This is a genomic window from Tardisphaera saccharovorans (assembly GCF_046635845.1).
Lineage (GTDB): Archaea > Thermoproteota > Thermoprotei_A > Marsarchaeales > UBA168 > UBA168.
On the sequence record NZ_JAQQXN010000001.1, the window covers coordinates 16,356 to 41,554 of the forward strand.

Here is a 25,199-nt window from a genome sequence, read left to right on the forward strand (position 1 = left end):
ATGAGTTTAAAAACGCCTTACGTATATGCTTAGATTTGAGAGTTTGTGCGCTTTGCGGAAGGGAACTCAAGGATGGAAGGGGGTACTCGCGCGAAAGCCCCCATCATTTAGTAGAGGGTAACCTATGTGAGGACTGCGCGTTGTCTCATATAGATCGGTTGCCCGCGCTCGTAAAGTTGAGGGTTCCAAAGTGCAGGGTATGCGGATCAATAAGGTGGAAGGGGCAGTGGATACCAGCACCAACTGGAGAAGGCTGGGCAGACCTCGTGCACTCGGCCCTTTACGGCTTGCTTAAGGACAGCGAGGGATACGAAATCACGATAGATCACGTGGGCGAACATAACAGCGGAGCAAGAGTGGCCTTTACTGCCGAGATAAATGTGGGCCTTGGACTTGTTAAGGATGAGAAAGGTGAAGTTGAGGTCTCTTATGAGAGTTCCATATGCCCTTCGTGCGCCATGGCTCAGGAGAAAAACTACCCGTATCTGATCCAGATAAGGGGAGAGGGACGCAGACTTGATCGCGATGAAGTGACAAGGCTTAGGCACATGGTTGAGTCAATTGGGCGGAGGCATTCTGAAATGCCCCTTAAGTTCGATGAAAAAGAGGGCGGAGTTGATGTGCAGGCTTACTCTCCGAGTTTTTCGCTGAACTTAAGGCATGAGCTGGAGAAGAGGTTTCTCGCGCAGACCAGCTACAGCCAGAAGTTGCTGAAAAAGGAAAGGGACGGCAGGCTCGTTTATCAAAAGATATCGCTGGTAAGGATATTCAGGCTCAGGCTGGGCAGTTCCGTAGTACTTGATGGGGAAGTGGCGAGCGTGGAAGGCGCTGACGGATATGACTTGGTTATGAAGAAGAAGGACGGAGATGAGTACAAGTTATCCATGACCGACGCTTACAACTTTTACAGGGCGAAGCACCTCGAAATCATAAAGTACTAAGCGGTGACGCTTGAGGGTAGGAAACCGGATGGCCGACCCCTCAGCTTTTATACTCTATTGGCTCTATGAATTATGTCTGGTAGAAAGTGGGTAGTGACCTCAGCTTGGCCTTACGTTAACTACGAGCCCCACCTAGGTACCCTAATACATCTGCTTTCGGCTGACGTTTTCACGCGTTACCTGAGGATGCAGGGCGATGATGTGGTGATGGTCAGCGGCTCGGACGAGCACGGAACGCCGATTGAAGTAGAGGCTGTTAAAAAGGGAGTTGATCCCAAGCAGATAACCGACGAAAACCACAAGAAGATCCTTGAAATACTCAAGGCTTGGGAAATAAACTTCGATAACTACACGCGTACGGAAAGCGAAGTGCACAAGTCCTTTGTTAGAGATTTTTACGACAAGGTCTACAGGAACGGTTACATTACGAAGCGCGAGATCGAGATGCCCTACTGCGAGGAAAAGAAGATGTTCCTTCCCGACAGGTTTGTGATAGGTACTTGCCCCTATTGCGGTTATCCCGAGGCCCATGGAGATCAGTGCGATAACTGCGGGAGGTTGCTGGAGCCAAAGCTCTTGATAAACCCGAGGGGGGTTTTCTGCGATGAGCCCATAACCTGGAAGAGTACTTACGAGTGGGACTTTGACCTGCCCGCCTTTTCCGATAGGCTCGAAGCCTACATAAAGTCTAATGACGCGTTGCCTGACAACGCGAAAAGCACGAGCCTTGCCATGATAAGGGACGGGCTCAAGCCTCGTTCTGTGACGCGCGATAACCGCTGGGGCATACCTGCACCTTTCCCGGGCGCCGAGGGAAAGACAATTTACGTTTGGATGGAGGCAGTTCTTGGTTACGTATCCGCCACGAAGGAGTACTTCGAGCTCAGGGGTGAGTCAGATAGGTGGAAGGATTACTGGTTCGATAAGAAAACGAGGTTCGTTTGCTTTGTGGGAAAGGACAACATCCCCTTCCACACCATAATTTTGCCCGCCCTCCTGATGGCTTCCAACGAGGACTACGTCCTTCCGTGGACGGTTAGCTCAACGGAGTTCATACTTTTCGGCGGAGAGAAGGCGTCGAAGAGCAAGAAGAAGGGCATATGGAGCGATGAGGCCCTTTCGGCCATGCCTGCCGAGTACTGGAGGTTCGTGCTCATGCAGGTAAGGCCGGAGAGCAAAGATACCTCGATAACGATTGAGTCATCCATGGGAAGGGTCAACTCCGACCTCAACGACACGCTGGGAAATTACGTCCATAGGACACTCACCTTCGTGGATCAGTTCTTCGGCGGCCACATACCTGATCCAGGAGAGCTTGACACGGAAAGCAGAGAACTGATGAGCTACGCCAAGGAAAGGGCCAAGGCCTATACGGAGGCCATGGATAGAACATCCCTCTCATCAGCAGTGGAAGAGATGCTCGCGCTCGCGAGGGCGGGAAACAGGTACGTTAACGAGAGGGAGCCCTGGAAGCAGGTCAAAGAGGGAAAGGGCAGGGACACGATTTACGTGGCAAGTAACGTGGCAAAGGACATAGCGCTTATGCTCTATCCCATAGCTCCGTCATCGGCTTTAACCATGTTGTCCTTCCTTGGGCTCAGCCCAAGCTGGAAGGCGGTGGACAGTGAGCTCTCCCCGGGTAGCAGTGTTTCCAAACCGCATCCAGTCTTTTCCAAGGTCTCGCCCAAGAAGCCCATCGAGCCGCTACTTCCCGAGATAGGCATAGAGGATTTCCAGAAGATCGACATAAGGATAGGAAAGGTGATAAGCGCTGAAAGGGTACGGGGATCGAAGAAGCTCTTGCGCATAAAATTTGACTTTGGAGGGTTTACGAAGACCACTCTGGGCGGGCTTGGGCTCAAGTACGAGCCAGAGGAGCTCATAGGCAAAAAGATCGCCGTTCTTGTCAATATAAAGGGCAGGGAGATGATGGGTGAGAAGTCAGAGTGCATGGTGCTGGCGGCTGAGGGAAGCGATGGCTCGCTTGGCATACTGGTTCCCATGCGCGACGTTCCTGAAGGCTCGAGGATACATTGAGGCGAATTTTTTGAGGGTATTCGATCTTCACGTTCACACGGTTTCTTCCAAGGACTCGGTAAACAAGCCAAAGGATATCATAACCTTCGCGAAGCGGAAAGGACTATCGGGCTTCGCGGTTACGGATCACAATACCACGAACGGGATAGCTGCCTTCAAGGACGAGAAGGAGATAATAGTGGTGCCGGGCGTGGAGATCAGCACGGCAGTTGGACACCTTCTAGGCCTTGGTCTTTTCGAGTGCCCAGCTAAGGGCGTGAGCCTTGAAGAGGCCGTTGACTTTATACACCAAAGGGGCGGCCTAGCCGTAGCAGCGCATCCGTTTTCTGGATTCAAGATGGGTATGGGAAAGGCCTTAGAAAGGGGCGCGAAGGTTGATGGCGTCGAGGTCTTCAATGCATCAAACTGGTTTGGGTCTAACCGCAAGGCAGCCTCGTTGACAGGCTTTGCGAGGACCGGTGGCAGCGACGCTCACTTCCCCTGGGAGGTGGGTAACGGCTACACCTACGGAGGAGATCTCGAGAGCGCGGATAGCTGGGAAGACGTGTTGAGCGCCATCAGGAAAGGCGGGACCAACGGTGGCGGAAGGCTTTCGCCACTTTCAAGGAGGCTGATCGGAAGGGTTGGCCAGAGGCTTGGACTTTATGGCAATCAAAGGTAAAAAGGCCTTTGTTGAAGGGATGGGATGCGCGCTGAGCCAGGCGGATGCCAAGGGTCTCGCGGAGGCGTTGCGGAGCACTGGCATGACCGTTGTCGACAAAAGCGAGGACGCGGACGTGATCATAATAAACGGATGCGCGGTCAGGGAGGCATCGGACAGGAAGCTGTCCTCGTCGATAAGGAGGCTTAGGAACGCGGGAAAGGAGGTCATAGTGACTGGTTGCTCGGCTGAGGTGTACCCCTCGGTAGGGTTGTCGGCAGGGGCGAGCGTGATTCCGCTGAGGGATAGGCGCCAGTTTCTGGGATCGCTTGGGTGCGACCTGAGAGGTGAGCTGGGCGATCTTCTTCCTCCCCCTCCCGGAGGGCCCATTTACACCCTCCCAATTGGGACCGGTTGCGGGGGGAACTGCTCTTTTTGTGCAACCAAGCTCGCCAGAGGGGCCATAGCAAGTTATCCGCCAAAGACCCTGCTGAGGTTGGTGAAGGAAGCCGTTGAAAGGGGCGCGGTCGAGGTCGACATCACGGCCGTGGAGATAAACTCCTGGGGAAGAGATCTTGGAATGAGCTTTCCCGAACTACTTGCCATGATGGCCGACCTTCCAGGCGATTTTCGCGTGAGGGTTGGCATGATAAATCCGCGCGGGCTTCTGGTTTGGATAGACGATCTTCTTGACGCGTATCGGTCAAGCAAGGTCTTCAAGTTCTTCCACGTGCCGGTCCAGAGCTTCAGCGATTCGGTCCTTAAAAACATGAGGCGTGGCTATACCTCAGACGAGGTCTTTGAGATATTCAGGAAGATCAAGAGCGCGTTTCCAGAGGCCTCAGTGCACACCGACATAATAGTTGGCTTTCCAGGAGAGACAGACGATGACTTCTCCTTAACCGTTAGCGCGTTGAAGAGGGTTAAATTCGATAAGGTGAACGTCGCCAGGTACTCACCGCGCCCGTTGACAGATGCCGCCGCGTGGGAGCAGGTCCCTGACCCTATAAAGAAGGTCAGGAGCGACTTATTATCCGCGCTTTGGAAGGAGGAGGCTCTTGCGATAAACCGCAGATATGTGGGGAGAGAAGTCGAGGCGTTGGTAGTGCAGGGCGGAGATGCCCCTACAGCAAGGACACAAAACTACAAGCAGGTAGTCCTAAGGCAGCCAGCCTTTCCGGGTGAAAGGTTAAAGGTTAAGGTCGTGGAGGCAACCCCTATTGATCTAAGGAGCTTTTGATCGCGCCTAAGGTTTATATTTAATTGCCAATCGCATAATGATTGGAATGGTGATAGAACCTCTTCACATAAAATTGAAAAAAAGCGACTTAGCTGAAAGGGTTCTCGTAGCAGGTGACCCAGAAAGGGTAAAACTCGTGTCCGAGGTACTGAAGGATGCCAGACTCGTAAATACCAACAGGGGCTTTTACGTTTACACGGGCTTCTATAACGATAAGTTAGTTAGCGTGGCTTGCCACGGGGTGGGCGCCCCTTCTGCGGCTATAGTTTTCGAAGAGCTTTACCAGTACGGGGCAAAGGTTATGATAAGGCTTGGAACCGCTGGGGGGCTTGCACCCGGGCAGAAATACGGCGACTTGGTCATACCCAGTTCCGCTGCCAGCAATCCAGGGGGTACCATCGGACAGTACGTGAAGGACATATGTCTTGCCCCGGCGCCAGATCACGAACTGGTAAGCGCGCTGGTAAGAGCGGCCAACAACGAGGGCCTTCAGTACAAGGTCGGACCCGTTTTTTCAAGTGATGCGTTCTACGCCGAGGATCCCGGGTTCGCGCAGAGGCTTTCGTCACTTGGGTTTACGGCCGTTGAAATGGAGTGCGCTACGCTCTTCGCGCTTGGGCAGATAAGGGGCTATAGGTCAGCTGCGTTACTCATGATAAGCGATAACATGATCGAACGCACTGAAATGCTCGACGCCTCTCATATGAAGGCTTACGCGCAGAGGGCAACCAAGGTAGCCCTTGAAGCCCTGACTTCGATTTAGGAAGCTTTTTTTGAAAATAGTAAGCTGTAAAAATATAAGGCGCTTATACATGTGAAATGCCATGAAGATACTACTGGTAAAGCCCTACGACCCCTACGGCGAAGGCTACTATAACTCCTTCGGAATTAGGATGCCTCCACTGGGATTGGCGGAGCTGGCCGGAGCCTTGCGTGATGCTGGTCACGAGGTAAGGATATACGATCGCATGATTCACAAGAGCGCACCTGAGGAGTTCGCTAGAAAGGTGCTCAAGTATGACGCGGTAGGATTTACTACTATAGCTACATCGTACTATCCTGATGCGGCCGACGTCGTGAAGGCCATAAAGGAAAGAGACAAGGATCTGATTACCTTTGCAGGAGGGCATCACGCAACCTTCATGTATCCGGTTGTGCTGAGGGATGGTTTTGATTACGTGGTTAGGGGCGAGGGAGAGGTCACTACCGTTGATCTCATGAGATCGATATCAAGCGGCAGGTCGCCATCTTCAGTTCAGGGCATAGCCTACGTCGACCATGGCGAGGTAAAGCTCACTCCTCCGAGGCCTCCGTTGGCAAACCTCGACGAGTCGCCCATGCCGGCGTGGGATCTCATAGAGCAAGACAGTTACAGGGCTGACGTCATAGAAAGGGGGGCCAAGTTCGCGACGGTAGAGACGGCCAGGGGTTGTCCTTACAACTGCGAGTTTTGTTCAGTCACGGCGATGTGGGGACATTCTTGGAGGATGAAGAGCGAGGGCAGGATAATGAAGGAGATAAACGCGCTGAGGGACATGGGATATAAGTACATGTTCTTCGTGGACGATGATCTGGTGATACCCGGGAGCGAGGAGTCCAGGAAGAGGCTATTTAACTTGATATCTCAGGAGGCTCCTGACATAAGGTGGTTTGCCCAGATAAGGGCTGACCTCGTGGTGAGAAGGCCAGACGTGATGGAGGCTGCTGCAAAGGCTGGAATGATCCTCGCGTTTATCGGCATTGAGTCTGGAGACGATAAGACACTGAGGGAGATGAAGAAGGGAATAACAACGAACATGTCCGCTAGGGCAGTGGAAGTGCTCCATAAGCTGGGCGTGACCGTTTTTGGTGGCATGATACTTGGCGCGCCTTACGAGACGTGGGATTCCCTCAAGAGAAGTGTGAAGTTCTCCATAGAGCTTGCTAAAAGGGGTCTTGACGCGATTCAGTATACTCTCTACACGCCGCTTCCGGGCTCCACGAGTTTCTACAAGCTTTTGAAGGACAACAAGATCATCACCTTTGATTGGAACCTTTACGACTGCCTGCACCCGCTTCTGAGGGGAGCGGTAAATCCGGTGTGGGCTTACTTGGCCTCTAGGATGGCTAACTACGCTTTTTACGTGGAAAGATACCTATTCTCTAAGGCGGGATTGGTGATCAAGGGGCCAGAAAACCGCTACGCGGCGACCATGGGCAAGTACGTTATGGGCAGGTTACCGCTTCAGATGTTCTACGTGCTAAAGATCCCATATGACGTGTTGCAGGTGGCTAGAACGCTTGCGAGACCAAAGCTCCTGAGGCAGGAGGAAATATCGAGCATAATGCGGGCGGGACTTGAGCCTGTGTTCCAGCTGCGCCCTCCTCTTCCCACCGCGCGCGTTCCGATCAGCAACGTTTAAAAGACAAGATTTTCAAAAGCCTGATCCTCCTTGGAGTACAAGTGGACAGCGTTATCTGTTACCACGGTTGGAGCTCTTCTCAGCAGCATTCAGAGCTCGGCCCTTCTCATAGCGCTTCCGAGCATGATGAGGGATCTTAACCTTAACTTCTTCTACGCTCTTTGGATAATACTCATATACATGCTTCTAACGGTGACCCTTGTCCCCACGCTTGGCAAGCTTGCCGACATCATGGGCAGGAAAAAGATGTACAACACGGGATTTGCCATATTCGGTGTTGGGTCTCTTCTGAGCGGCCTCGTGACGGGAAAGGGATCTTTAGCGGGAAACGAGCTCATAGCCTTTAGGTCAATTCAGGCACTAGGTGGGGCCTTCCTCATGGTTAACAGCACGGCCATAGTTACGGATGCGTTCAAGAAAGGAGAGGTTGGCCTTGGGCTTGGCGTAAACCAAATAGCGTTCATAACCGGGTTCACTATAGGTCCCGTTGTGGGAGGTATACTCACCTCCATTTCCTGGCGTTGGATATTCTTCTTCAACATACCAATTGCCGCCTTTGCCGTTCCATGGGCCTACTTTAGGCTTAGGGACGTCGTTGAGCCCACGAAAGAGCAGGGCTTTGACTACGCGGGCAACGCCCTTTTGGCAGGAGCGCTCACCGCCCTCCTACTTGGGCTGACCTTTGTGGCTCTTCCAGGGCTTCCATTTTCCATGGTTATAGGCATGATAGTTGCCTCTATCTTAATGTTCGTCGGTTTCTTCCTTGTTGAAAGCAGGACTCGGTATCCCATAATAGAGCTCTCGCTTTTCAAGCACAGGGTATTTTCTCTGGCCAATGGGGCAAACCTCTTCATGGGGTTATCGACCGGTGCGGTGACCTTCCTGCTCATATTTTTCTTGCAAGGACCTTACGGGCAATCTCCGTTTTCGGCTGGGATCATGATGATCCCCTACGGCTTGGGTTTTCTGGCGCTTGGACCGATCAGCGGTTGCCTTTCTGATAAGTACGGCGCAAGGATTTTGAGCACCTTGGGCATGTTGATAAGCGCGATTGGTCTCTTCCTTCTTTCAACGATTACGTACAAAGTGCCCTACTGGAAGTTGGCTATCTACATGACGGTAATGGGCGCTGGCAGCGGCCTATTCAGCTCTCCAAATACCAACGCCATAATGAGCTCGGTGCCAGTTAACAGACGGGGGATGGCTTCAGGGATAAGGACCATGCTCAGAAATACCGGGAGCATGCTGAGTCTTGCGGTTACTTTTCCGTTCCTGCTTAGCCGTACTCCGCTTAACCAGCTCATGGACATAATGATATATGGAGGCGGCGTTGGTCAGGGCTTCAATATGGCAGCCTTTGAATACGGATTGAGTCTCGCTTTCCTTTTCTCAATGGGTGTGGCGCTTGTGGCCATGGTTTTATCAGCGCTTACGCCACATGGACGCCAGTTAGAGGTTAACCCGTCAGATATAGCATGATATGTATAATGCGATATTCTTAAAAGCCTTGATCTAAAGTAATTTATGTCTAGCCAAGTTCCCTCTAAGCAGTACAGTGGAACGCTGCATGGACTAATGAGGTTTTACGTGCTTCACTTGCTTTCCAAGAGGAAGTATTACGGTTATGAGATCATGGAAACCATTAGGGAGAAGACGGGGGGCGCCTGGAATTTCAGCAGTGGAGCGCTTTATCCCCTTCTGAAGCGCATGGAGAGGGATGGGTTAATTAAGGGGTACTCTGAAGGGGGGAGGAACGTGTACGAAATAACTGATGACGGCAAGGTTGCGCTTGCCGGCGTCAAGGACAAGCTGTCCTCTCTCCTTGAGAACTGGGATAACTACAGGGGGATACTCGAGGATTTCGTGGGAAGGAATCAGCTCGTGAAGATCTCCTTGATTGGTTATCAGAATCAGTTCAGATTCCTCAAGGATGCCGTAAAGCTCCTGGGGCCTTCGGAGGCCTCTGACCTTCTGAAGAGGGTCAAAGTGGAGCTTGACTCTCAGATGATTTGGATAGATGATAAGCTTAATGAGGTGAATGAAAAGTGAAAACGTTATATGTTGTTTTGGTATCTGCGTTGCTGCTTCTTGGCTCGTTTTCTATGGCTTCGGCGCAGACAGCTGGGCTAAGGCCAGATTTCCTAGTTGTAGCAGCTACCTGGGGCTCTAAAAGCTCACCTATTGTGGCTTCACCGGGCGATTCCAACCTCCCGCTCTTCGTGGAGCTGGTTAACGAGGGAGGGAGTGCCGTCAATGCGAACGCAACGTTGAAGCTCTGGGGTCCCTTCTATTACTCCTACTACACCGATGGGAAGTTGGTTTACTCTAGGGACGAGACGGTCAGGCTCGGCACCGTTGAAAGCGGAGGACAGGCTTTAGGTGCGTTCTTTATATCCATCAAGGCCGATGCCAGCGATGGAGTTTACGTGATCCCGTTGACCATAAGTTCCGACGGCTTCACCCAAGACCTTAACTTGTCGGTGCCCATAACGGGTTATGCCTCTATCAAGGTGGTGGGGGTTGGGTACAACCCACCTTCCATGTTCCCGGGAGAACAAGACGTTGAGCTTGAGGCTTACGTGGTAAACGATGGCACATCCCTTGCACGGAACGCCACGGTCTACCTGAGCTTGCCCTCTGGCTTTTTGCCTGCTTGGGGCAATTCGACTGTGCACGAGATTGGCGTTCTGCCCGTGGGAACAGAGGTGCCAGTGCAGTTCTACTTCAACGTTGGATCGGTCAAATCACCGTCGAACTACACTGCAAGAATGATCATCAGCTGGACTGGCGGTAGCGAAAGCGTGCCAATAACCTTCATGATATACGGCAAGGCCTCCTTCTCGGTTATATCCACATCTGGATACAATCTCACGCAGGGCGGCTCGGGGCAGAAGCTCTACGTGACTCTTAAGAATTCGGGTAATTACACCGCAAATTACGTGACGTTTAACCTGATAACTCCAAATGAGTTTTCCGGCGTGACCACTGATTACGCCGGTTCGCTGAAGCCAGGGCAGCAGGACATTGTCCGCTTCGAACTGGATACTACCTCTAACGCCAAGCCAACAACTTACAACCTCACGCTCCAGGTCACGTGGTATCAGAACAACTCGGAGGTTCCATTCACGTCTTACATACCGATTCAAGTTCACGTGAAACAGAGCCTTATAAACTCCATAGGCAGCGATCTTTCAAGCGCGAAGATAGGAAGCAACTCGCTCTTGCTGGTGCTGCTGATAGTGGTCATATTCCTGCTCGGTATTCTCATAGGGGTCCTTGGCAGGCGTGGTAAGGCCCAGGCCAAGGGGTGATGTAGTTGGAAGATGGAAGCATCGTGGTCGAGGGGCTGACGAAGGTTTTTAACGGATTCGTTGCCGTCGATCATATCAGCTTCAGCATAAAGGACGGAGAGCTCTTCGGTCTCCTTGGGCCAAACGGTGCAGGTAAGAGCACTACCATGAGGATGCTGACCACGCTTCTTCGCCCCACGGAAGGGGATGCTTACGTTGGCGGCTACTCCATTAAGAAGGAGCCTGACAAGGTGAGGTTACTCATAGGCCTCGTTTCCGACAAGCTCATAGTTTACGATAGGCTCACTGCCAGAGAGAACCTGAGGTTCTTCGGGAACCTCTACGGGTTGGGCGGAAATAGGCTCGAAGAGAGGATAGACGAGCTTCTTGAAGAGGTTAACCTGAGCAGGTTTGCGGATAAGCCAGTGGGCACTTTTTCCACTGGCATGAAACAAAGGCTGAACTTGGTTCGCGCGCTGCTTCACAATCCAAAGGTTCTCTTCTTGGACGAGCCGACCCTGGGTCTCGATCCTCAAACGGTTAGGTTCATAAAGGACCTCATAATTCAGCTTCACGAGTCCGATATAACCATAGTACTCACAACACACGAGATGCCGTTAGCGGAGGAGCTGTCGGAGAGGCTGGCCATAATAGACCATGGAAAAATACTTGCCATAGGTGAGCCGAAGAAACTTGAGGAGGAAAATGGGGTAAAGAACCTTGAAGAGCTTTTCCTTAAGTTGACCGGAAGACAGCTCAGGGACAGTCTGGGAAAGCAAAGCGCTTCGGCTAGAGTTGTGAGGTGATGAAAATGGGCGCTGGGAAGACGCTTAAGGATTCTCTTAGGATAGCCCAGAAGGATCTACTGGAGTTCAGCAGGTCGAAGATGAGGCTTACCACATTTGTGTTGATGCCGATCATACTCATAGCGCTTTTCGGCTTCATGTTTCCAGGGTCGGGGCAGATAAACCACATACCTCTGGCGGTAGTTGATGAGGCAAATGGCGGCCAAGCTCAGGCCTTTGCCCAGTCGTTCCAGCAGGTATCTCAGTCATCAGGGGTCCTTTCGACAACGAGCTTCGCTTCAGTGCAGCAGGCAAAACAGGCTGTAATCAGCGGACAGGATTACGGGGTACTGATAATCTATCCAACCTTCCCTCAGCAAAACAGCGTAGTGCTTATAGTCGATAACACGGATCCGCAAGTGGCGGCGGAGCTTGAGGCCTCAGTGGATCAGATAATGGCTGGGCTTATTCATAGCGATCCCTCGCCGCTGTTCGTTGAGAGCATAGCTCCATGGGCTCCATCCAGCGAGTTTGAGTACATGGCCCCGGGTTTTGTGGGTCTAACCGTCGTCATGGCTGGAATGGCGGGCCTTGCCGCGGCAGTGTCAAGGGAAAGGGAGCTTGGCACCATGGATGGCCTCATGGTAGCTCCAGTATCCAGGTCGTCCATAATAACTGGTAAAGCTATAGCTCAAACAGTGAGAGGTCTCATACAGGCCGCCATAATAGTGTTGCTAGTTGTGGCCTTCTTTGGCGTAAAGATATACGGAAACCCGCTGTTAATACTTGCAGTGCTCATCCTTGGTGACCTGGGTTTCGTGGGAATTGGTATAATCGCGACTTCCATAGCTTCGGATCAGGAGAGTGCAACCATGATACTGATGATGCTTCAGTTCCCCATGATATTCCTCAGTGGGGTACTCTACCCGATAATGCAGCTTCCGTGGTGGCTTCAGGATATAGCAAGGGCCATACCGCTCACCTACATGGTGGAAGCCTTGAGGCGCCTCATGGTGCTGAACGCGGGGGTGAGTGCCATAGTGGGTCCTCTTGTGTTCATGTTGGTGTTTGCAGTGGTCGCTATGGGTTTGGCCGTTCCAATATTCAATAGGGCGGTGACAAGGCGATGAACCATTATCCTCTCGAGGAGAAGATCGGCAAGGGGCTTGGTCATGGAAAACGGCGGTAAGCTGATATGTGTGCTTCAATGTACGCCAAATGCCATGCGATCCCTCTGAACTGAGGCTTTATTATAACGAGTTCCCTCACCCCCCTCCTAAAAACGTTCTTGAGGCCGCTAGGAAATCGCTTGCTGACGCGAACAGATATCCGGCATCAGAACTTGCCGTGCTTCTCAAAGATTTTATGGCGAAATACGCGGGAGTGAGGGCAGAAAACGTTCACGCTGCCTCCGGAGGGGAATACGTTTTTTATGAGTTGTTTTCGAGGGTGGTTAAGCCGGGGGATCTCGTCTTTTTGCTCGAGCCGACTTTTTCCTCCTATGAGCCGATCTTAAGAACCCTCGGATGCAAAATTGAAAAAGTGCCGCTCACAGAGAAAGGAGATAGCTGGTCCCTTGAACTAGACGATCTTATAGAAATGGCCAAGAGGGAAAAGCCCAAGCTTTTGGTCGTAGATGATCCCAATAACCCTACTGGTTCTCCTATGCTGCGCACAAGGGAAAACGTCAGCAAGCTCCTTTCCTTTCTCGATGGCTACTTGCTGCTTGATGAGGCATATACCGAGTACTCGGGTTACTCATCTGCAGATCTCGTGAACGAGACCGATAATCTTGTGATATTTAGGACCATGAGCAAGGCCTTTGCCATGGCTGGTATGCGCGTTTCATTTTTGTTGGCCCCGAGCAGGCTCGTAAAGGACGTAGAAGGGTTTTCACCTAGGTTCGAGTTGTCACGTCCAAGCATGGCTGCCGCTGTGGAGGCGCTAAGGGATCCCTCTTATGCCCTTAAAAACGCACAGTACGTTTTGTTTGAAAGGGAAAGGCTGTACGGCAAGCTGTTGAAGCTTAATGGTATTAAGCCCTACAAGAGCTTCACGAACTTCATACTGATGAAGTTCCTTAAGGGAATACCAAAGCTGCCTCTAACTCTAATGATCCCGCGGTTTGCTGCAGGCTTCGCTAGAATTAGCGTTGGGACCAAGGGAGATGACGATTGCGCGGTGCGGGCCCTTGCTCAGGCGCTAAACCAAGGGCCATACCTATAAGGCATATTCGGTTAAGGCGATGGTGAGTAGCGCTCTTGTTGATGGGCTTTGCCCTGCTAGAGGTGCACCAACTTGATGGTGTTGGCCAGTTCTGATATACACGTTCCCAGATTTTCCGAGCAGTTCATTGAGGCTACGCAAAAGGAAGTGGAAGAAGCGAAGCCGCAGATCCTCCTTTTAGCCGGGGACGTTGTTAACAAGGGAGACCCTAGCGCTCTAGGTGATTTTCTGGATCGGCTTAGCTCATTTTACGGCGGTCCTTTGGTGGCTTGCCAAGGTAACGAGGAATACGAAGAAACCTTTGATGACGTTGTGCACGCTACTGCAGGTAAGATCCGCTGGCTCATCGACGAGCTAGAGATATTTGATTTAGGTGGAGAAAAGCTGGCCGTCTTTGGGACCAAGGGGGTCCTTGATAGGCCGACCTACTGGCAGCGCACCCACATAAAAGACATATGGAAGATAAGGGGAGAACAGATCAAGACAATAAGGGAGTACCTTGAAAAACTGAGGAACACGAAAGCTGACGCGAAGATCGTGCTTAGTCATTACTCTCCCACGAAATCAACGATGATTGGCGAGAGGGAAAAAATGTGGCCGGAAATGGGATACCCTAGATTTGAGGAGGAGCTAGCGAAGGGCGGATTCGATGCATGGGTACATGGACATATACATAAAGGTACAGTAGAGAGCGTGAAGGTCGGAGAAGTGCAAGTTTACAACGTAGCTTTTCCAGCCAGAAAAAAGCCAGTATGGGTGGTCAGGTCTGATTAGCCCTTAGCGACTGATGGAAAGATTGGGCTCAACTTTTTAATTATCTCTTGGCTGGCCGATGGATCGGGTACCTCGATCCATATCTTAACCTTTGAGTAACCTATGGGTACATCGCGACTTTCCCTTTCATGTTGTATGTGAATTATATTTCCCCCTACCTCGGCTATGGTTGATACTGCGATGGAAAGAACGCCTGGTCTATCCGGCGCCACGAAGTTAATTATCAGAAGACGTCCCATATCCAAAAGAGCGTGATCAATTATCCTTGAAAGCAAGTGCAGGTCAACGTTCCCGCCGCTTATCAGAACCACTACCCTCTTACCACTCAATTTCAGATCTCCAGATAGCAGAGCTGCAAGTCCAACCGCTCCTGCCGGTTCCGCTATTATTTTTTGTCTCTCCATGAGCAAGAATACTGCCTTTGCTATTTCATCATCTCTTACCAGAGTTATGTCCTTAACGTACTTTTTTATGTAGGTAAGCGTCCTTTGGCTCGGCTTTTTCACGGCTATGCCGTCGGCTATGGTGTTTCCGAAGGATGGAGTTTTTCCCATGAGCGCATCATGAATAGAAGGGAACGCCTCGCTTTCAACTCCTACTACCTGAGCTTTTCCCTGGCAGGCCAGGGCAATGCCAGATATGAGGCCTCCGCCGCCAACTGGGACCACAACGTAATCGATACTGGGTTCGTCCTCCAGGATCTCGAGGCCGATGGTTCCCTGTCCAGCGATGACCTGATCATCATCGAAGGCCGGAACGTAGAGCATACCGAGTTGATCGCTCATGGTCCTTGCCTTTTCGGCTGCCTCATCAAAGTTCGCTCCATAGAGCACCACTTCCGCGCCATAGCTCTTGGTGGCATTCACTTTGGCTTCACTTGCCCATTTGGGCATGACCACGGTGGCCTTAACGCCTAGGGTCATGGCAGCGTAGGCTACTCCCTGAGCATGGTTTCCAGCAGAAGCGGTTATAACCCCGTTCTCTAAATCCTTGCGCTCAGTCGTCATGAGCTTATTTAAAGCTCCCCTTACCTTGAATGAACCGGTTTTCTGAAAGTTTTCCAGTTTAAGGTAGATCTCATTTCCCGTCATTTTGCTGAACGTCTCTGAGCGAACGAGGGGCGTTTTATGAACGTATGGTGATATTCTTTCCCGGGCCCTTATGATATCCGTTAAGGTGGGCTCGTTGATGGACATCATTTTCCCAGCATCTATCGAGGGCGCGTAAATGCATTTTCGTTTTTCTTACAGGGCTTTAGTGAGCTTGCACGCCAGAAACTTTTTCGGGGCAGCTTATGGAGGCCATGGCTGGTCTCGCCATCTAATAATGCATAAAAGCATCTGAGGAATTTAAAACCATGGGCAATGCCGTGGTAAAAGAGATCGAGTTTTGGCACGGGATAGTCGAAGCTTGGAAAAGGATAGAGAAGGCCAGTGATTTCGAGCTTCGGAAGCTCGGAATTGGGCTTCAAGAGTACAGAGTTCTGAGATGCCTCCACCTCAATGGTACATGCACCATGACTGAGGCCTCGAGAACGGTGCTAATGTCGCCTGGGGGTCTCACGCCCCTTATTGATTCCATGGAGAAGCGGGGGCTAGTTATGAGGACAAGAAGCCAGGAAGATAGACGTGTGGTGAACTTGACCATAACGGGTAGAGGAGAAAGAGTACTTGAGGAGTCCAACTTGGTGCTTGAAAACTTCACAAGAAGGCTTTTGGAAGACAAAAGCAGTGATGAGGTCTACTCCGTACTGAAATTTATGAGGAGCGTTAGCGAGCGTACGGCGGACCTTTAGGGACTTGGCACCGATAATTCGCTGGGCAACGCTTAAATTTGATCGCCTGAGTGGTACAAATGCCAAGCCACGGTTCGGTAACTAAGGCAGGTAAGGTTAGGCAAGCAACGCCGAAAGTTGAAAGGATGCCTCACCGCGATCCCGTTCCTAGGCTTAAGAATCGGGTTAAGTACCTTAAGCGCTTTGTGTATTCGCAGGAAAATAGCCGCTGAACGGCGATTGTTTTGAGCATGGGGGGATATCCCGAGGACGTAGTGCAGCTGCTGCGCTCTGCTAGTGTGTCCGTTTGGGATCGGATAAGGATAAAAAAGGATGACCAGGTTATTGAGGGCATATTGATGCCGAGACCCGCCCTTTTGGGCGGCAGGGCGCTCGTGGTGAAGCTCGATAACGGATATAACGTAGGTGTGCTCCCTGACGGCGCGCAAATAGAGCTGATAAGCAAAGGGGCCGAGCCTGAGATCAGCGCGGGAGAGGAGCCCAAGGAGTTGCCGAAAAAAGGCCTTAGAAACGTCACCATAGTAAGCGCGGGAGGTACAATCTCCTCAAGAATCGACTACAATACGGGAGCGGTGTTTCCCGCGCTTACGGCTAGGGAGCTCTCATCTTTCTTTCCTGGCATAATGCAGCTTGCTAATATAAGGAGCGTCCCTTTACTCAACATACTCTCTGAGGACATGAGTCCGTCTCACTGGAAACTCTTAGCCCAAACCGTTTACAACGAGATAAGCGATGGGGCAGACGGTGTGGTCATAACGCATGGTACCGACACGCTTCACTATACGGCTTCTGCTCTGAGCTTCATGCTTCAGGGCTTGGGAGTGCCGGTGGCTTTGGTTGGAGCTCAGAGGAGCAGTGATAGGGGATCGAGCGACAACGTGATGAACTTGGAGTGTTCGGTGGCGGTTGCCGCGAGCGACATGGCTGGCGTGGTCGTCGTAATGCATGGCAGTATGTCAGATGACTACTGCTTGGTTCACCAGGGAGTGAAGGTTAGGAAGATGCACACCTCACGTAGAGATGCCTTCAGGAGCATAAACGTCTTGCCTTATGCACGGGTTCGCTGGAAGGGGGATTCGAGCAAGCCGATCGTTGAACGCATAAGGGATTACCCCAAAAGAAGCGAAGGTAAGCCTAAGCTTGATCTTCAGCTCGACGATAGGGTCGCGTTGATTTACGTTCACCCGGGGATAAACCCAGAATTCATCGCTTCTCTCTCAAAGTATTACGACGGTGTCGTGCTGGCTGGCACTGGTTTAGGTCATGCTTCAACCAATCCCGGGAGCGACCCGCTCGCTAGGAGCATACTCCCTTCGATTAGGTCACTGATAAACTCGGGGATACCGGTGGTGATGGCTCCCCAAACCATATACGGGAGGGTGAACATGAACGTTTACGCTGCTGGAAGGCTTCTGAAGGAGGCTGGCGTTATAGGTGATCAGTGCGATTGGACGCCCGAGGCAGCGTTGGTTAAGCTCATGTTCGTGCTCGGGCACACAAAAGACATGAAGGAGGTTAAGCGCCTAATGGAGACCGATATGGTTGGCGAGATAAGCCCGACCTCTGACCCGAGGGCGTTCCTTTACCGATCGGCATGAAACCATAATTTCATAAAGTGGAGCGCGTGAATGAATCATGATCGACTGGAAAGCGGTCGGCCTAAAGGTAGGCATAGAGATCCATCAACAGCTTGAAACTGGAAAATTATTCTGCGGATGCTCGTCTGACATGAAGGGAGAGCCAGAAATCATGGAGGTCGTGAGGAAACAACACCCGGTTCCCAGTGAGCTGGGTTACTACGACGTGAGTGCTACTTATGAAGAGTTAAGGAATAGGAGGTTTCACTATTCCGTTGTAGCCCGCGAGAGCTGCCTTGTGGAGCTTGATGAAGAACCCCCCCACGACATAAACCGTGAGGCCTTGGAGGCCGCGCTTTTGATCGCTCACTACTTTCACTCATGGGTTTTCGATGAGTTTCACGTCATGAGAAAGACCATCACGGATGGCAGTAATACCGGTGCTTTTCAAAGGACCATAATGATATCGAAGGGAGGATACATTGACTCGGCTACCGTTGACGGGGATCTAAGGGTGAGCTTGGAAGGCATAAACCTGGAAGAAGACGCCGCAAATATCCTTTGGAAGAAGGATGGGGATGTGGGGTATGGCCTTTCTCGGCTAGGCATACCGCTTGTCGAGATAGGGACTGACGTCATAGAGGCCAGCCCTGAGGCGGTGGCAGAGGTCGCCAAGGGCATAGGGTTAACGCTCAGGGCTACCGGTAGGGTGAAAAGAGGGTTGGGCACCATAAGGCAGGACATAAACGTAAGCGTTAGAGGAGGAAAGAGGGTTGAAATAAAAGGAGCCCAAGACCTAAGAAGTATGCCGGCTGTGATAGAGGGTGAGGCCAAGAGGCAACTGGATCTAATTGAGCTTTCAAGGGCAGGGCTTGCCCACGCTGTTAAGCGGAATGGGGCTATCATAAGGATCGAGGGAGGTGCGAAGTACTTATCGTACCCACTTGGAAACAGTACGCTTGAGCAGGAGATAAGGGACATGGAAACGGTCTTCATATTGCCTTTGTCTATGGAAATAGAAGGAGACGACGTTGTCATAAAGCTTGGTGAGGGCATCGAAAGCAAGTACTCCCTTGTAGAGGAGCGCTTGAAGGAGATCCTGTCAGGTCCGTCGGAAGAAACAAGGGCAGTGGTTAGCGGCGCAAGGACGATTTACACGCGCCCGCTTCCCGGGGGCGCCAGGATGTATCCAGAAACCGACGTTCCCCCCATTTCAAGGCCTTCTTTGGACTTAGGCCCAGTCCCTCCACCTTATTATGTCGTTGTAAACGAGCTCAGGCATCGGTTCTCGCTGGATCAGAGCTCTGCGGAGGAGCTTTACGTCTCGCCTTTGCGTTTGATCGCGGAAAAAGCCTTGAAGGAAACGCACCTCCCTCCAGCTTACGTCGCTTCAGTACTCATGGGCACGCTTAAATCGCTGGAGAGGGAGGGCGTCCAAGTCTCGCTTCTGGCGGATTGGCAGTTGTTATCGATTCTAAAACTTGTGGACGGGGGCTATCCGAAGGAAGCGGTAGAGGGATTGTTAAAGCTTGTCTCCGAGAGGCGGCCAAGCGATGAAGAGCAACTAAAGGCACTTGCGGATTCCTTGGTGGGAGGCGAAGTCGACCTGCAGAAGATAATCGGTGAGGTCATGGAAAGGGATGCCCAGCTCGTAAAGAGCAAGGGTATGGGCGCGTACGGTGCCGTGATGGGCGACGTGATGAGGTCTGTAAGGGGAAAAGTGGATGGAAAAAAGGTATCCGAAGAGGTAAAGAAGGCGCTGGAGAAAGCGCTTTCGACCTCTTCTGGTAGGTCCTGAACTTTGTTTCTAAATAACCCCTCTGAAAGCCCTGAACGGTGAACGCTAAATGGCTTACTTGGAACAGCGCGATTTTAAGCACTTAAATTGGTAGGTTATCCGTTTTACTAGACGTCCCCTTAAGGCGCGACTTACGCGCACAAAGAATTATAAGCTTCGCCAAGTCTAGTAGACATGAGTTGTTCGATTACCTCATAGTGCACGGTGATGAGGATGGCGTGTGCTCGGCTGCCATCCTTGAGAGGTTCTCGCCAGGCGCCAGAATACTGACCTCAGGGCCAAGGGAGCTATTAAGGATTTTTTCCTCGATACCTGAGGGATCCGAGATAGCTATAGCCGACATAGCAATTCCAAGGAACGTTAACGAGATGGAAGAACTCGCGTCGAAGTACAAGATACATTATATAGATCATCACCCTTTACCAGTGGGCGTAAAGCCATCAGATCTTTCGTTTGTCGAGTTCCTTTATGACCTCTCGGCATCTGCATCGGAAATAGCGTTTAGGTATTATGGCGACGAGAAGGCCGAACTGCTGGCAGCTTACGGCTCCATAGGGGATTACATGGATGATACGCCGACCGTAAGAGATATCCTATCTAGACATGACAAAAGGACCGTTTATTACGAGGCGGCAATGATCGGTTACGCGCTTTCAGAAAGACATGACCCGCCTTTTTCCGCGAGGCTAGCAAGGGCTTTGGCAGAGCACGTCCGGCCAGGCTACGTGCATGGCGTGGATGAGCTGGCAATGGTAGGCCTAAGGCATGAGTACGAGATATATGACTACGTGAAATCTCATGGTAAAGCTCTTAGTGGTTATGCCTTAGTGGAAAATCCCCCAATAATAGGCTACGCGGGCAAGGCCGCCTTCTATGCCATGAAGTATTTCGGAAAGGGCGTTGGTGTCTGCGCTACGATGAAGGAAGAGTGGACCGATCTTGTATTCAGGAGTGATGGGTTATTTGATGTGGGAGCTTTTTGCAGGACGCTGGCAGCCCAGTTTGGGCTCGAGGGAGGAGGCCATGCCAAGGCCGCATCAATATCCGTTCCATCTCATGACCTACAAAAAATAATGGTTATCCTATCGCAGGCTATGGCTTGAACGTAGCCGAAAAGCTTCCCTGTTGTACCGTCACGCTTTTAATCCTTAAGACATCGCCTATCATCCTTTCGAGATTGGGAACGCTGGAAATCCCAGTTAGGTCGGCACTTATCTCAGCCCTTTCGACCCATTGTCCTAAGGGCAGCCCCTTCGCAGCCTTAGCAGACCTAACCTCCGCTATTATTTGGACCTCCTTCGCGCCTTCAGAGGCTAAATCCTCCCTAAACACTGGTTCCTTTGGCCATTCTAGCGCGTGCACGGTTAGCTTGTCCCCCCATTTCAGGTCCTGATAGATCTCTTCTGTTATGTGAGGAAGAAAGGGCGAGAACAGCCTAAGCAGCGAGTCAAAAGTGAATCCCAGAACAAAAGCGCATTCTTTATCCCCGCTACTCATCCTGGGTTTTGCAATCTCCAGATAATTATCACACACATCGTGCCAGAAGAATTGGACAAGCGAGTCAAGGGCATCGTTAAATCTATAGTCGTCCATGGCCTCTGAGTAAGTCTTTTCCGTTTCAGAGAGCCTCTTCATTATCCAATTATCAATGGGAGAGTTAGACGGGGGGGAGTTTTGCACGGGCTCGACGGACCATGTAGATATGAGGCGGAAGGCGGACCAAAGCTTTTGAAGTAGGGCCTTTCCCCTCTTAACAGCTTCCCAGTGGAAGGGAAAGTCGGCACCCACAGTTAGCGAGAGAAGGGCGTACCTTAGGGAGTCCGCGCCTTGTTCTTTTGCCGTTTGTATAGCGTTGATGGCGTTTCCGCGCGACTTGCTCATGGGTCTTCCATCTGGGGCCAAGATCATGCCGTTGATGAGCACGCTCTTGAACGGCGCCTTTCCAGCAAGGACTATGCCCCTATAGGCGCTGTACCAGAACCATGTCCTAATTATCTCATATCCTTGTTGTCTAACGTCAACTGGATAGGCCCTTTTGAAAAGCGAATTGTTGTCAAAGAACCCGGTTACAAAGAGCGGGGTTATGCTCGAGTCGACCCAACCGTCTGCTACGTCCTCCACTCCAACTAAGTTTGTAGAACCGCAGACAGGACACTTATTTACGGGCGGAGCATTCTTTCTTGGGTCGACTGGAAGGTCCTCACGCCGGGCTGGTATAAGGGAACCGCAATCCTTGCATACCCAAAAAGGAAGAGGAGTACCAAAAAGGCGCTGTCTGGATATTACCCAGTCCCACTCCAGCGCCGAATGCCAAGCCCGAACCCTATCCAACATGAGCTGAGGGTGCCACTTCATGGACTCTGCAGCCCTTAGCACATCATCCTTTACGTCCACCATCTTCGCCATGAACTGATATCTGGATAGGAACTCGATTGGTGTCATGCAGTTCTGCCTCTCGGTGTGGGACAGGACGTTATGCCTGAAGGGCTTTAAGTCAACCAACTCGTTTCTTTGTTTGAGCATTTCAAACGCTTTCTTCCTTGCATCTGCAATGCTCAAGCCTGATAGCTCGCCAGAGTTCTTCAGCGTTCCCTTTTCATCGATGACCTCAATTATCGGCAGGTCATATTTGATCTGCCACTTTATGTCTTGTTCATCGCCGAACGTGGCTACCATTACGGCTCCCGTCCCAAACTTCGGGTCGACTGCCTCATCGGCCATAACTCTTACTGGCCTCTCTGCTAGTGGGACTATTACTTCCTTTCCCACGACGTCCTTGTACCTCTCATCAGATGGGTGAACGAGCACCGCGACGCACGCGAAGAGCAACTCTGGTCTCGTTGTGGCTACCTGAACGTCTCTTCCATCTAAAGATGCGGCCTTGAACTTGATGAAGGCAAGCGACCCATCCCTTTCCACGTAACCGACCTCAGCCTGAGAAACTACCGTGTTGCAGTGAGGGCACCAGTACACGGGAAACCGTTTCCTGTATATGAGCCCTTTTTCGAACATATCTATAAGGGAAAGCTGGACTGCCTTGATGTAGCGATCTTCATCGGTACTGTATTCGTACTTTTCCCAGTCGGGCCTGTAGCCCACAGCTATCATGCCATCTTTTATGGACTTTATTGTTTTCTTTGTCCAATCCCTGCACGCTTGCCTGAAGGCATCTGGGTTGTCCTTGCTGATCTTTAGGTTATATTGGACCTGCAGCTCTGTGGGAAGGCCATGTGTGTCCCACCCTTGGGGAAGAAGCACGGTATATCCCTTCATCCTCTTGTATCTCGCAAGCGTGTCCACTATCATAGTGAAGTACACCGTGCCCATGTGTGGTTCTCCGCTTGTGAAGGGTGGAGGCGTATCTATAACGTATATGGGTTTTCCTGATTCGGGCTTGAAAGCGAACCCTTGCTCGTAGACGTCCGACCTCAGCCAGTAGCTTTGCCACTTTGGCTCGGATACCGTATGGTCATAGCGAGATGGCAACGTCACTAAAGCTCACAGTTTTTTTAGGCTCTTGCGCTTAAGCATGTCGCATTGAGGTCATGGTTCGTGGCGGCATGCTAAGTTACTCGGTTAACAGAACAGATTCTCTTACCTCAGCGATAGTCAAGGGGGAGGGGAACGGAAGTCCCCTTAAGGAAACGAGAGCCCCCTCACGGAAGTTCCACGAACCTCTAACCGTAGAGGAGCCCGTTGCCGGTGCGCCCTCCAGCGATCAAGCCGCTCGCGCGTGCGGGCGGCAAGGCGAGCGTCCCCTGCGGTTGCCAAGCGATGTGAAGCGCCGTCCTTTATGGCTTTGAGTAGTTCGCGTGAGTGAGAGGGGTTCCCGGGATAAGCCTAAATCTGTAACCGTAAAGTGGATATGCGGTACATATTCGTCACAGGTGGAGTTATGAGCGGGCTTGGTAAGGGGGTTGTATCTGCATCAACCGGTATGTTGCTCTCCTCTGCTGGCTTTAAGGTATCCATGATGAAGATTGATCCTTACCTTAATGTAGATGCGGGTACGATGAATCCTTATCGCCATGGAGAAGTGTTCGTGACGGATGACGGAGGGGAAACCGATCTTGATCTGGGTACTTATGAGCGCTTTCTCGATAAGAACATGGGTAAGGAGAACAACCTTACGACGGGAATCGTTTACAGGGAAGTGATTGAGAAAGAAAGGAGGGGAGATTACCTCGGAGAATGCGTTCAGGTAATCCCACATGTGACAGATAATATAAAGGAAAAAATAAGGACAGTAGCCACAAAGTCGGGCGCGGATTTCTTCATAGTTGAGGTAGGAGGGACCGTAGGAGACATAGAGGGGCTGCCTTTTTTAGAGGCCCTGCGGCAGATGAAGTTGGAGCTGGGAAAAGATGCGTTTTTTGTTCACGTGGCTTACGTCCCGTATTTGGAAAGCACTGGCGAGAGCAAGACAAAGCCTGCCCAGCACTCGGTTCAGGCCCTCAGGGAGATAGGGATACAGCCTGATGTGCTCGTTGCCCGTTCACCTAGGGCCATCGGTGATGAAGAAAGGGCAAAGCTTGCGCTGTTTTCGTCGCTGCCCGTTGAAAGAGTTATAAGAGTTCCTGATATGCCCTCTATTTATCAAGTCCCGCTTTTGCTTGAATCGCAGGGATTTAGGGACATAATACTGGGACAGTTTAGCTTGAAGTCCTTATGGGAAAGCGACCTTCCGCTTAAGCTTTCATCAACCTTCACGGGCCTGCAAAAAGGTCCCAAAATCGGAATGGTGGGAAAGTACGTTAAGCTGAGGGACGCTTACGTCAGTATAGTGGAGGCGCTCAAGCACGCTGGGGCGAGATTGGGTTTTGAGCCTGAACTCGTTTGGATAGATGCTGAGGAGGTGGAAAAGGGTAATGGTCTCTCGGGATTTCCGGACCTGAACGGCGTGATGGTGCTTCCCGGCTTTGGTAAGAGAGGAAGCGAGGGTATGATAACCTCGATAGCCGAAGCGCGGAAGCTGAAGCTTCCCTTCTTGGGCATCTGTTTCGGTATGCAGCTCGCAGTGGTGGAATTCGCAAGAGAAAAGCTGGGGCTTAAGGCGAACAGCACCGAGCTCGATCCAAACACACCAGATCCCGTGATAGATCTGCTTCCAGAGCAGAAGAACTTGAAGGACATGGGTGGAACCATGAGGTTAGGAGGGTCAAACATAAGGCTCATTAAGGATACAAAGCTGTTTGCTATGTACGGAGGAAGAGATCCAAGGGAAAGGCATAGGCACAGATACGAGGTCAATCCAAAGTACTGGGAGGCACTTCAAGCAGCAGGTCTGGTTTTTTCGGCGTTTGACTACGAGGGAAAGAGAGTCGAGGCCATAGAGGACCCATCGCTTCCGTTTTTCGTTGGAACGCAGTTCCACCCAGAGTTTAACAGTAGGCCTATGAGGCCCTCCCCTCCTTATTTGGCCTTTCTTGAAGCTGCTGCCCGGCACGATAAGGTGCTGAATTCAGAAAGCGCAGGCGCCTTGAGGCGAGCCTTTGCTTTCTTTACCTCAGCGATAGTCAAGGGGGAGGGGAACGGAAGTCCCCTTAAGGAAACGAGAGCCCCCTCACGGAAGTTCCACGAACCTCTAACCGTAGAGGAGCCCGTTGCCGGTGCGCCCTCCAGCGATCAAGCCGCTCGCGCTCGCGGCGGCAAGGCGAACGTCCCCTGCGGTTGCCAAGCGATGTGAAGCGCCGT

21 protein-coding genes are annotated in these 25,199 nt (G+C 51.5%); 19 read left to right on the plus strand and 2 right to left on the minus strand.

Annotation, left to right across the window (positions count from 1 at the left end):
- Nucleotides 1-35: 35 nt before the first annotated feature.
- From PRZ02_RS00115 to PRZ02_RS00175, 13 genes are all read left to right on the plus strand, one after another.
- Nucleotides 36-941 carry an NMD3-related protein gene (locus tag PRZ02_RS00115; protein ID WP_449463834.1) on the plus strand — a complete coding sequence of 302 codons (906 nt, stop codon included), beginning with the start codon at nt 36-38 and terminating at the stop codon, nt 939-941.
- Nucleotides 942-1,013: 72 nt separating this feature from the next.
- A complete protein-coding gene (gene metG, locus PRZ02_RS00120) occupies nt 1,014-2,978 on the plus strand; it encodes a methionine--tRNA ligase (RefSeq protein ID WP_449463835.1) in 1,965 nt (654 codons plus the stop codon).
- Nucleotides 2,979-2,988: 10 nt separating this feature from the next.
- Nucleotides 2,989-3,639, plus strand: coding sequence for a CehA/McbA family metallohydrolase (locus PRZ02_RS00125; RefSeq protein WP_449463836.1), 651 nt, complete (start codon nt 2,989-2,991; stop codon nt 3,637-3,639).
- Nucleotides 3,623-4,858 (plus strand): tRNA (N(6)-L-threonylcarbamoyladenosine(37)-C(2))-methylthiotransferase, encoded by a 1,236-nt coding sequence (locus PRZ02_RS00130; RefSeq protein ID WP_449463837.1) that lies wholly within the window; start codon nt 3,623-3,625, stop codon nt 4,856-4,858. The genes PRZ02_RS00125 and PRZ02_RS00130 overlap by 17 nt, the downstream gene beginning before the upstream one ends.
- Before the next feature lie 46 nt (nt 4,859-4,904).
- Entirely contained in the window at nt 4,905-5,621 is a 717-nt protein-coding gene (locus tag PRZ02_RS00135; protein WP_449463838.1) for a purine-nucleoside phosphorylase, read from the plus strand.
- A gap of 61 nt (nt 5,622-5,682) precedes the next feature.
- Nucleotides 5,683-7,260: a B12-binding domain-containing radical SAM protein gene (locus PRZ02_RS00140; RefSeq protein ID WP_449463839.1), complete on the plus strand. Its 1,578-nt coding sequence runs from the start codon at nt 5,683-5,685 to the stop codon at nt 7,258-7,260.
- Nucleotides 7,261-7,290: 30 nt separating this feature from the next.
- Nucleotides 7,291-8,739: an MFS transporter gene (locus PRZ02_RS00145; RefSeq protein WP_449463840.1), complete on the plus strand. Its 1,449-nt coding sequence runs from the start codon at nt 7,291-7,293 to the stop codon at nt 8,737-8,739.
- 45 nt (nt 8,740-8,784) lie between these two features.
- Nucleotides 8,785-9,309, plus strand: coding sequence for a PadR family transcriptional regulator (locus PRZ02_RS00150; protein ID WP_449463841.1), 525 nt, complete (start codon nt 8,785-8,787; stop codon nt 9,307-9,309).
- The gene (locus PRZ02_RS00155; protein WP_449463842.1) at nt 9,306-10,571 is read left to right on the plus strand and encodes a COG1361 S-layer family protein; all 1,266 of its coding nucleotides are present in this window, start codon (nt 9,306-9,308) and stop codon (nt 10,569-10,571) included. The genes PRZ02_RS00150 and PRZ02_RS00155 overlap by 4 nt, the downstream gene beginning before the upstream one ends.
- Before the next feature lie 5 nt (nt 10,572-10,576).
- Complete coding sequence (locus PRZ02_RS00160) at nt 10,577-11,356, plus strand: ABC transporter ATP-binding protein (RefSeq protein WP_449463843.1); 780 nt, start codon at nt 10,577-10,579, stop codon at nt 11,354-11,356.
- Between the two features lie 5 nt (nt 11,357-11,361).
- Nucleotides 11,362-12,465: an ABC transporter permease gene (locus tag PRZ02_RS00165; RefSeq protein WP_449463844.1), complete on the plus strand. Its 1,104-nt coding sequence runs from the start codon at nt 11,362-11,364 to the stop codon at nt 12,463-12,465.
- A gap of 88 nt (nt 12,466-12,553) precedes the next feature.
- A complete protein-coding gene (locus tag PRZ02_RS00170; RefSeq protein ID WP_449463845.1) occupies nt 12,554-13,561 on the plus strand; it encodes an aminotransferase class I/II-fold pyridoxal phosphate-dependent enzyme in 1,008 nt (335 codons plus the stop codon).
- A 75-nt stretch (nt 13,562-13,636) separates the two neighbouring features.
- Nucleotides 13,637-14,335 carry a metallophosphoesterase family protein gene (locus PRZ02_RS00175; protein WP_449463846.1) on the plus strand — a complete coding sequence of 233 codons (699 nt, stop codon included), beginning with the start codon at nt 13,637-13,639 and terminating at the stop codon, nt 14,333-14,335.
- Here PRZ02_RS00175 and ilvA read toward each other — a convergent pair.
- Nucleotides 14,332-15,531 (minus strand): threonine ammonia-lyase, encoded by a 1,200-nt coding sequence (gene ilvA, locus PRZ02_RS00180; RefSeq protein WP_449463847.1) that lies wholly within the window; start codon nt 15,529-15,531, stop codon nt 14,332-14,334. The two genes, PRZ02_RS00175 and ilvA, sit on opposite strands and share 4 nt — an antisense overlap.
- A gap of 161 nt (nt 15,532-15,692) precedes the next feature.
- On the opposite strand from ilvA, the gene PRZ02_RS00185 reads away from it, so the two are divergent.
- The 5 genes from PRZ02_RS00185 (at nt 15,693) to PRZ02_RS00205 (ending at nt 20,608) form a co-directional block, all read left to right on the plus strand.
- A complete protein-coding gene (locus PRZ02_RS00185; protein WP_449463848.1) occupies nt 15,693-16,130 on the plus strand; it encodes a MarR family winged helix-turn-helix transcriptional regulator in 438 nt (145 codons plus the stop codon).
- 59 nt (nt 16,131-16,189) lie between these two features.
- Nucleotides 16,190-16,342: a 30S ribosomal protein S30e gene (locus tag PRZ02_RS00190; protein WP_449463261.1), complete on the plus strand. Its 153-nt coding sequence runs from the start codon at nt 16,190-16,192 to the stop codon at nt 16,340-16,342.
- 18 nt (nt 16,343-16,360) lie between these two features.
- Nucleotides 16,361-17,728: a Glu-tRNA(Gln) amidotransferase subunit GatD gene (gene gatD / locus PRZ02_RS00195; RefSeq protein ID WP_449464414.1), complete on the plus strand. Its 1,368-nt coding sequence runs from the start codon at nt 16,361-16,363 to the stop codon at nt 17,726-17,728.
- Between the two features lie 37 nt (nt 17,729-17,765).
- Nucleotides 17,766-19,505, plus strand: a complete 1,740-nt coding sequence (locus PRZ02_RS00200) for a hypothetical protein (RefSeq protein WP_449463849.1) — start codon at nt 17,766-17,768, stop codon at nt 19,503-19,505.
- Nucleotides 19,506-19,684: 179 nt separating this feature from the next.
- The gene (locus tag PRZ02_RS00205) at nt 19,685-20,608 is read left to right on the plus strand and encodes a hypothetical protein (protein ID WP_449463850.1); all 924 of its coding nucleotides are present in this window, start codon (nt 19,685-19,687) and stop codon (nt 20,606-20,608) included.
- Here PRZ02_RS00205 and PRZ02_RS00210 read toward each other — a convergent pair.
- Nucleotides 20,598-22,991, minus strand: coding sequence for a valine--tRNA ligase (locus PRZ02_RS00210; protein WP_449463851.1), 2,394 nt, complete (start codon nt 22,989-22,991; stop codon nt 20,598-20,600). The genes PRZ02_RS00205 and PRZ02_RS00210 overlap by 11 nt on opposite strands.
- A 379-nt stretch (nt 22,992-23,370) precedes the next feature.
- Between PRZ02_RS00210 and PRZ02_RS00215 the strand changes: the two genes are divergently transcribed.
- Entirely contained in the window at nt 23,371-25,191 is a 1,821-nt protein-coding gene (locus PRZ02_RS00215; protein ID WP_449463852.1) for a CTP synthase, read from the plus strand.
- Nucleotides 25,192-25,199 lie beyond the last annotated feature (8 nt).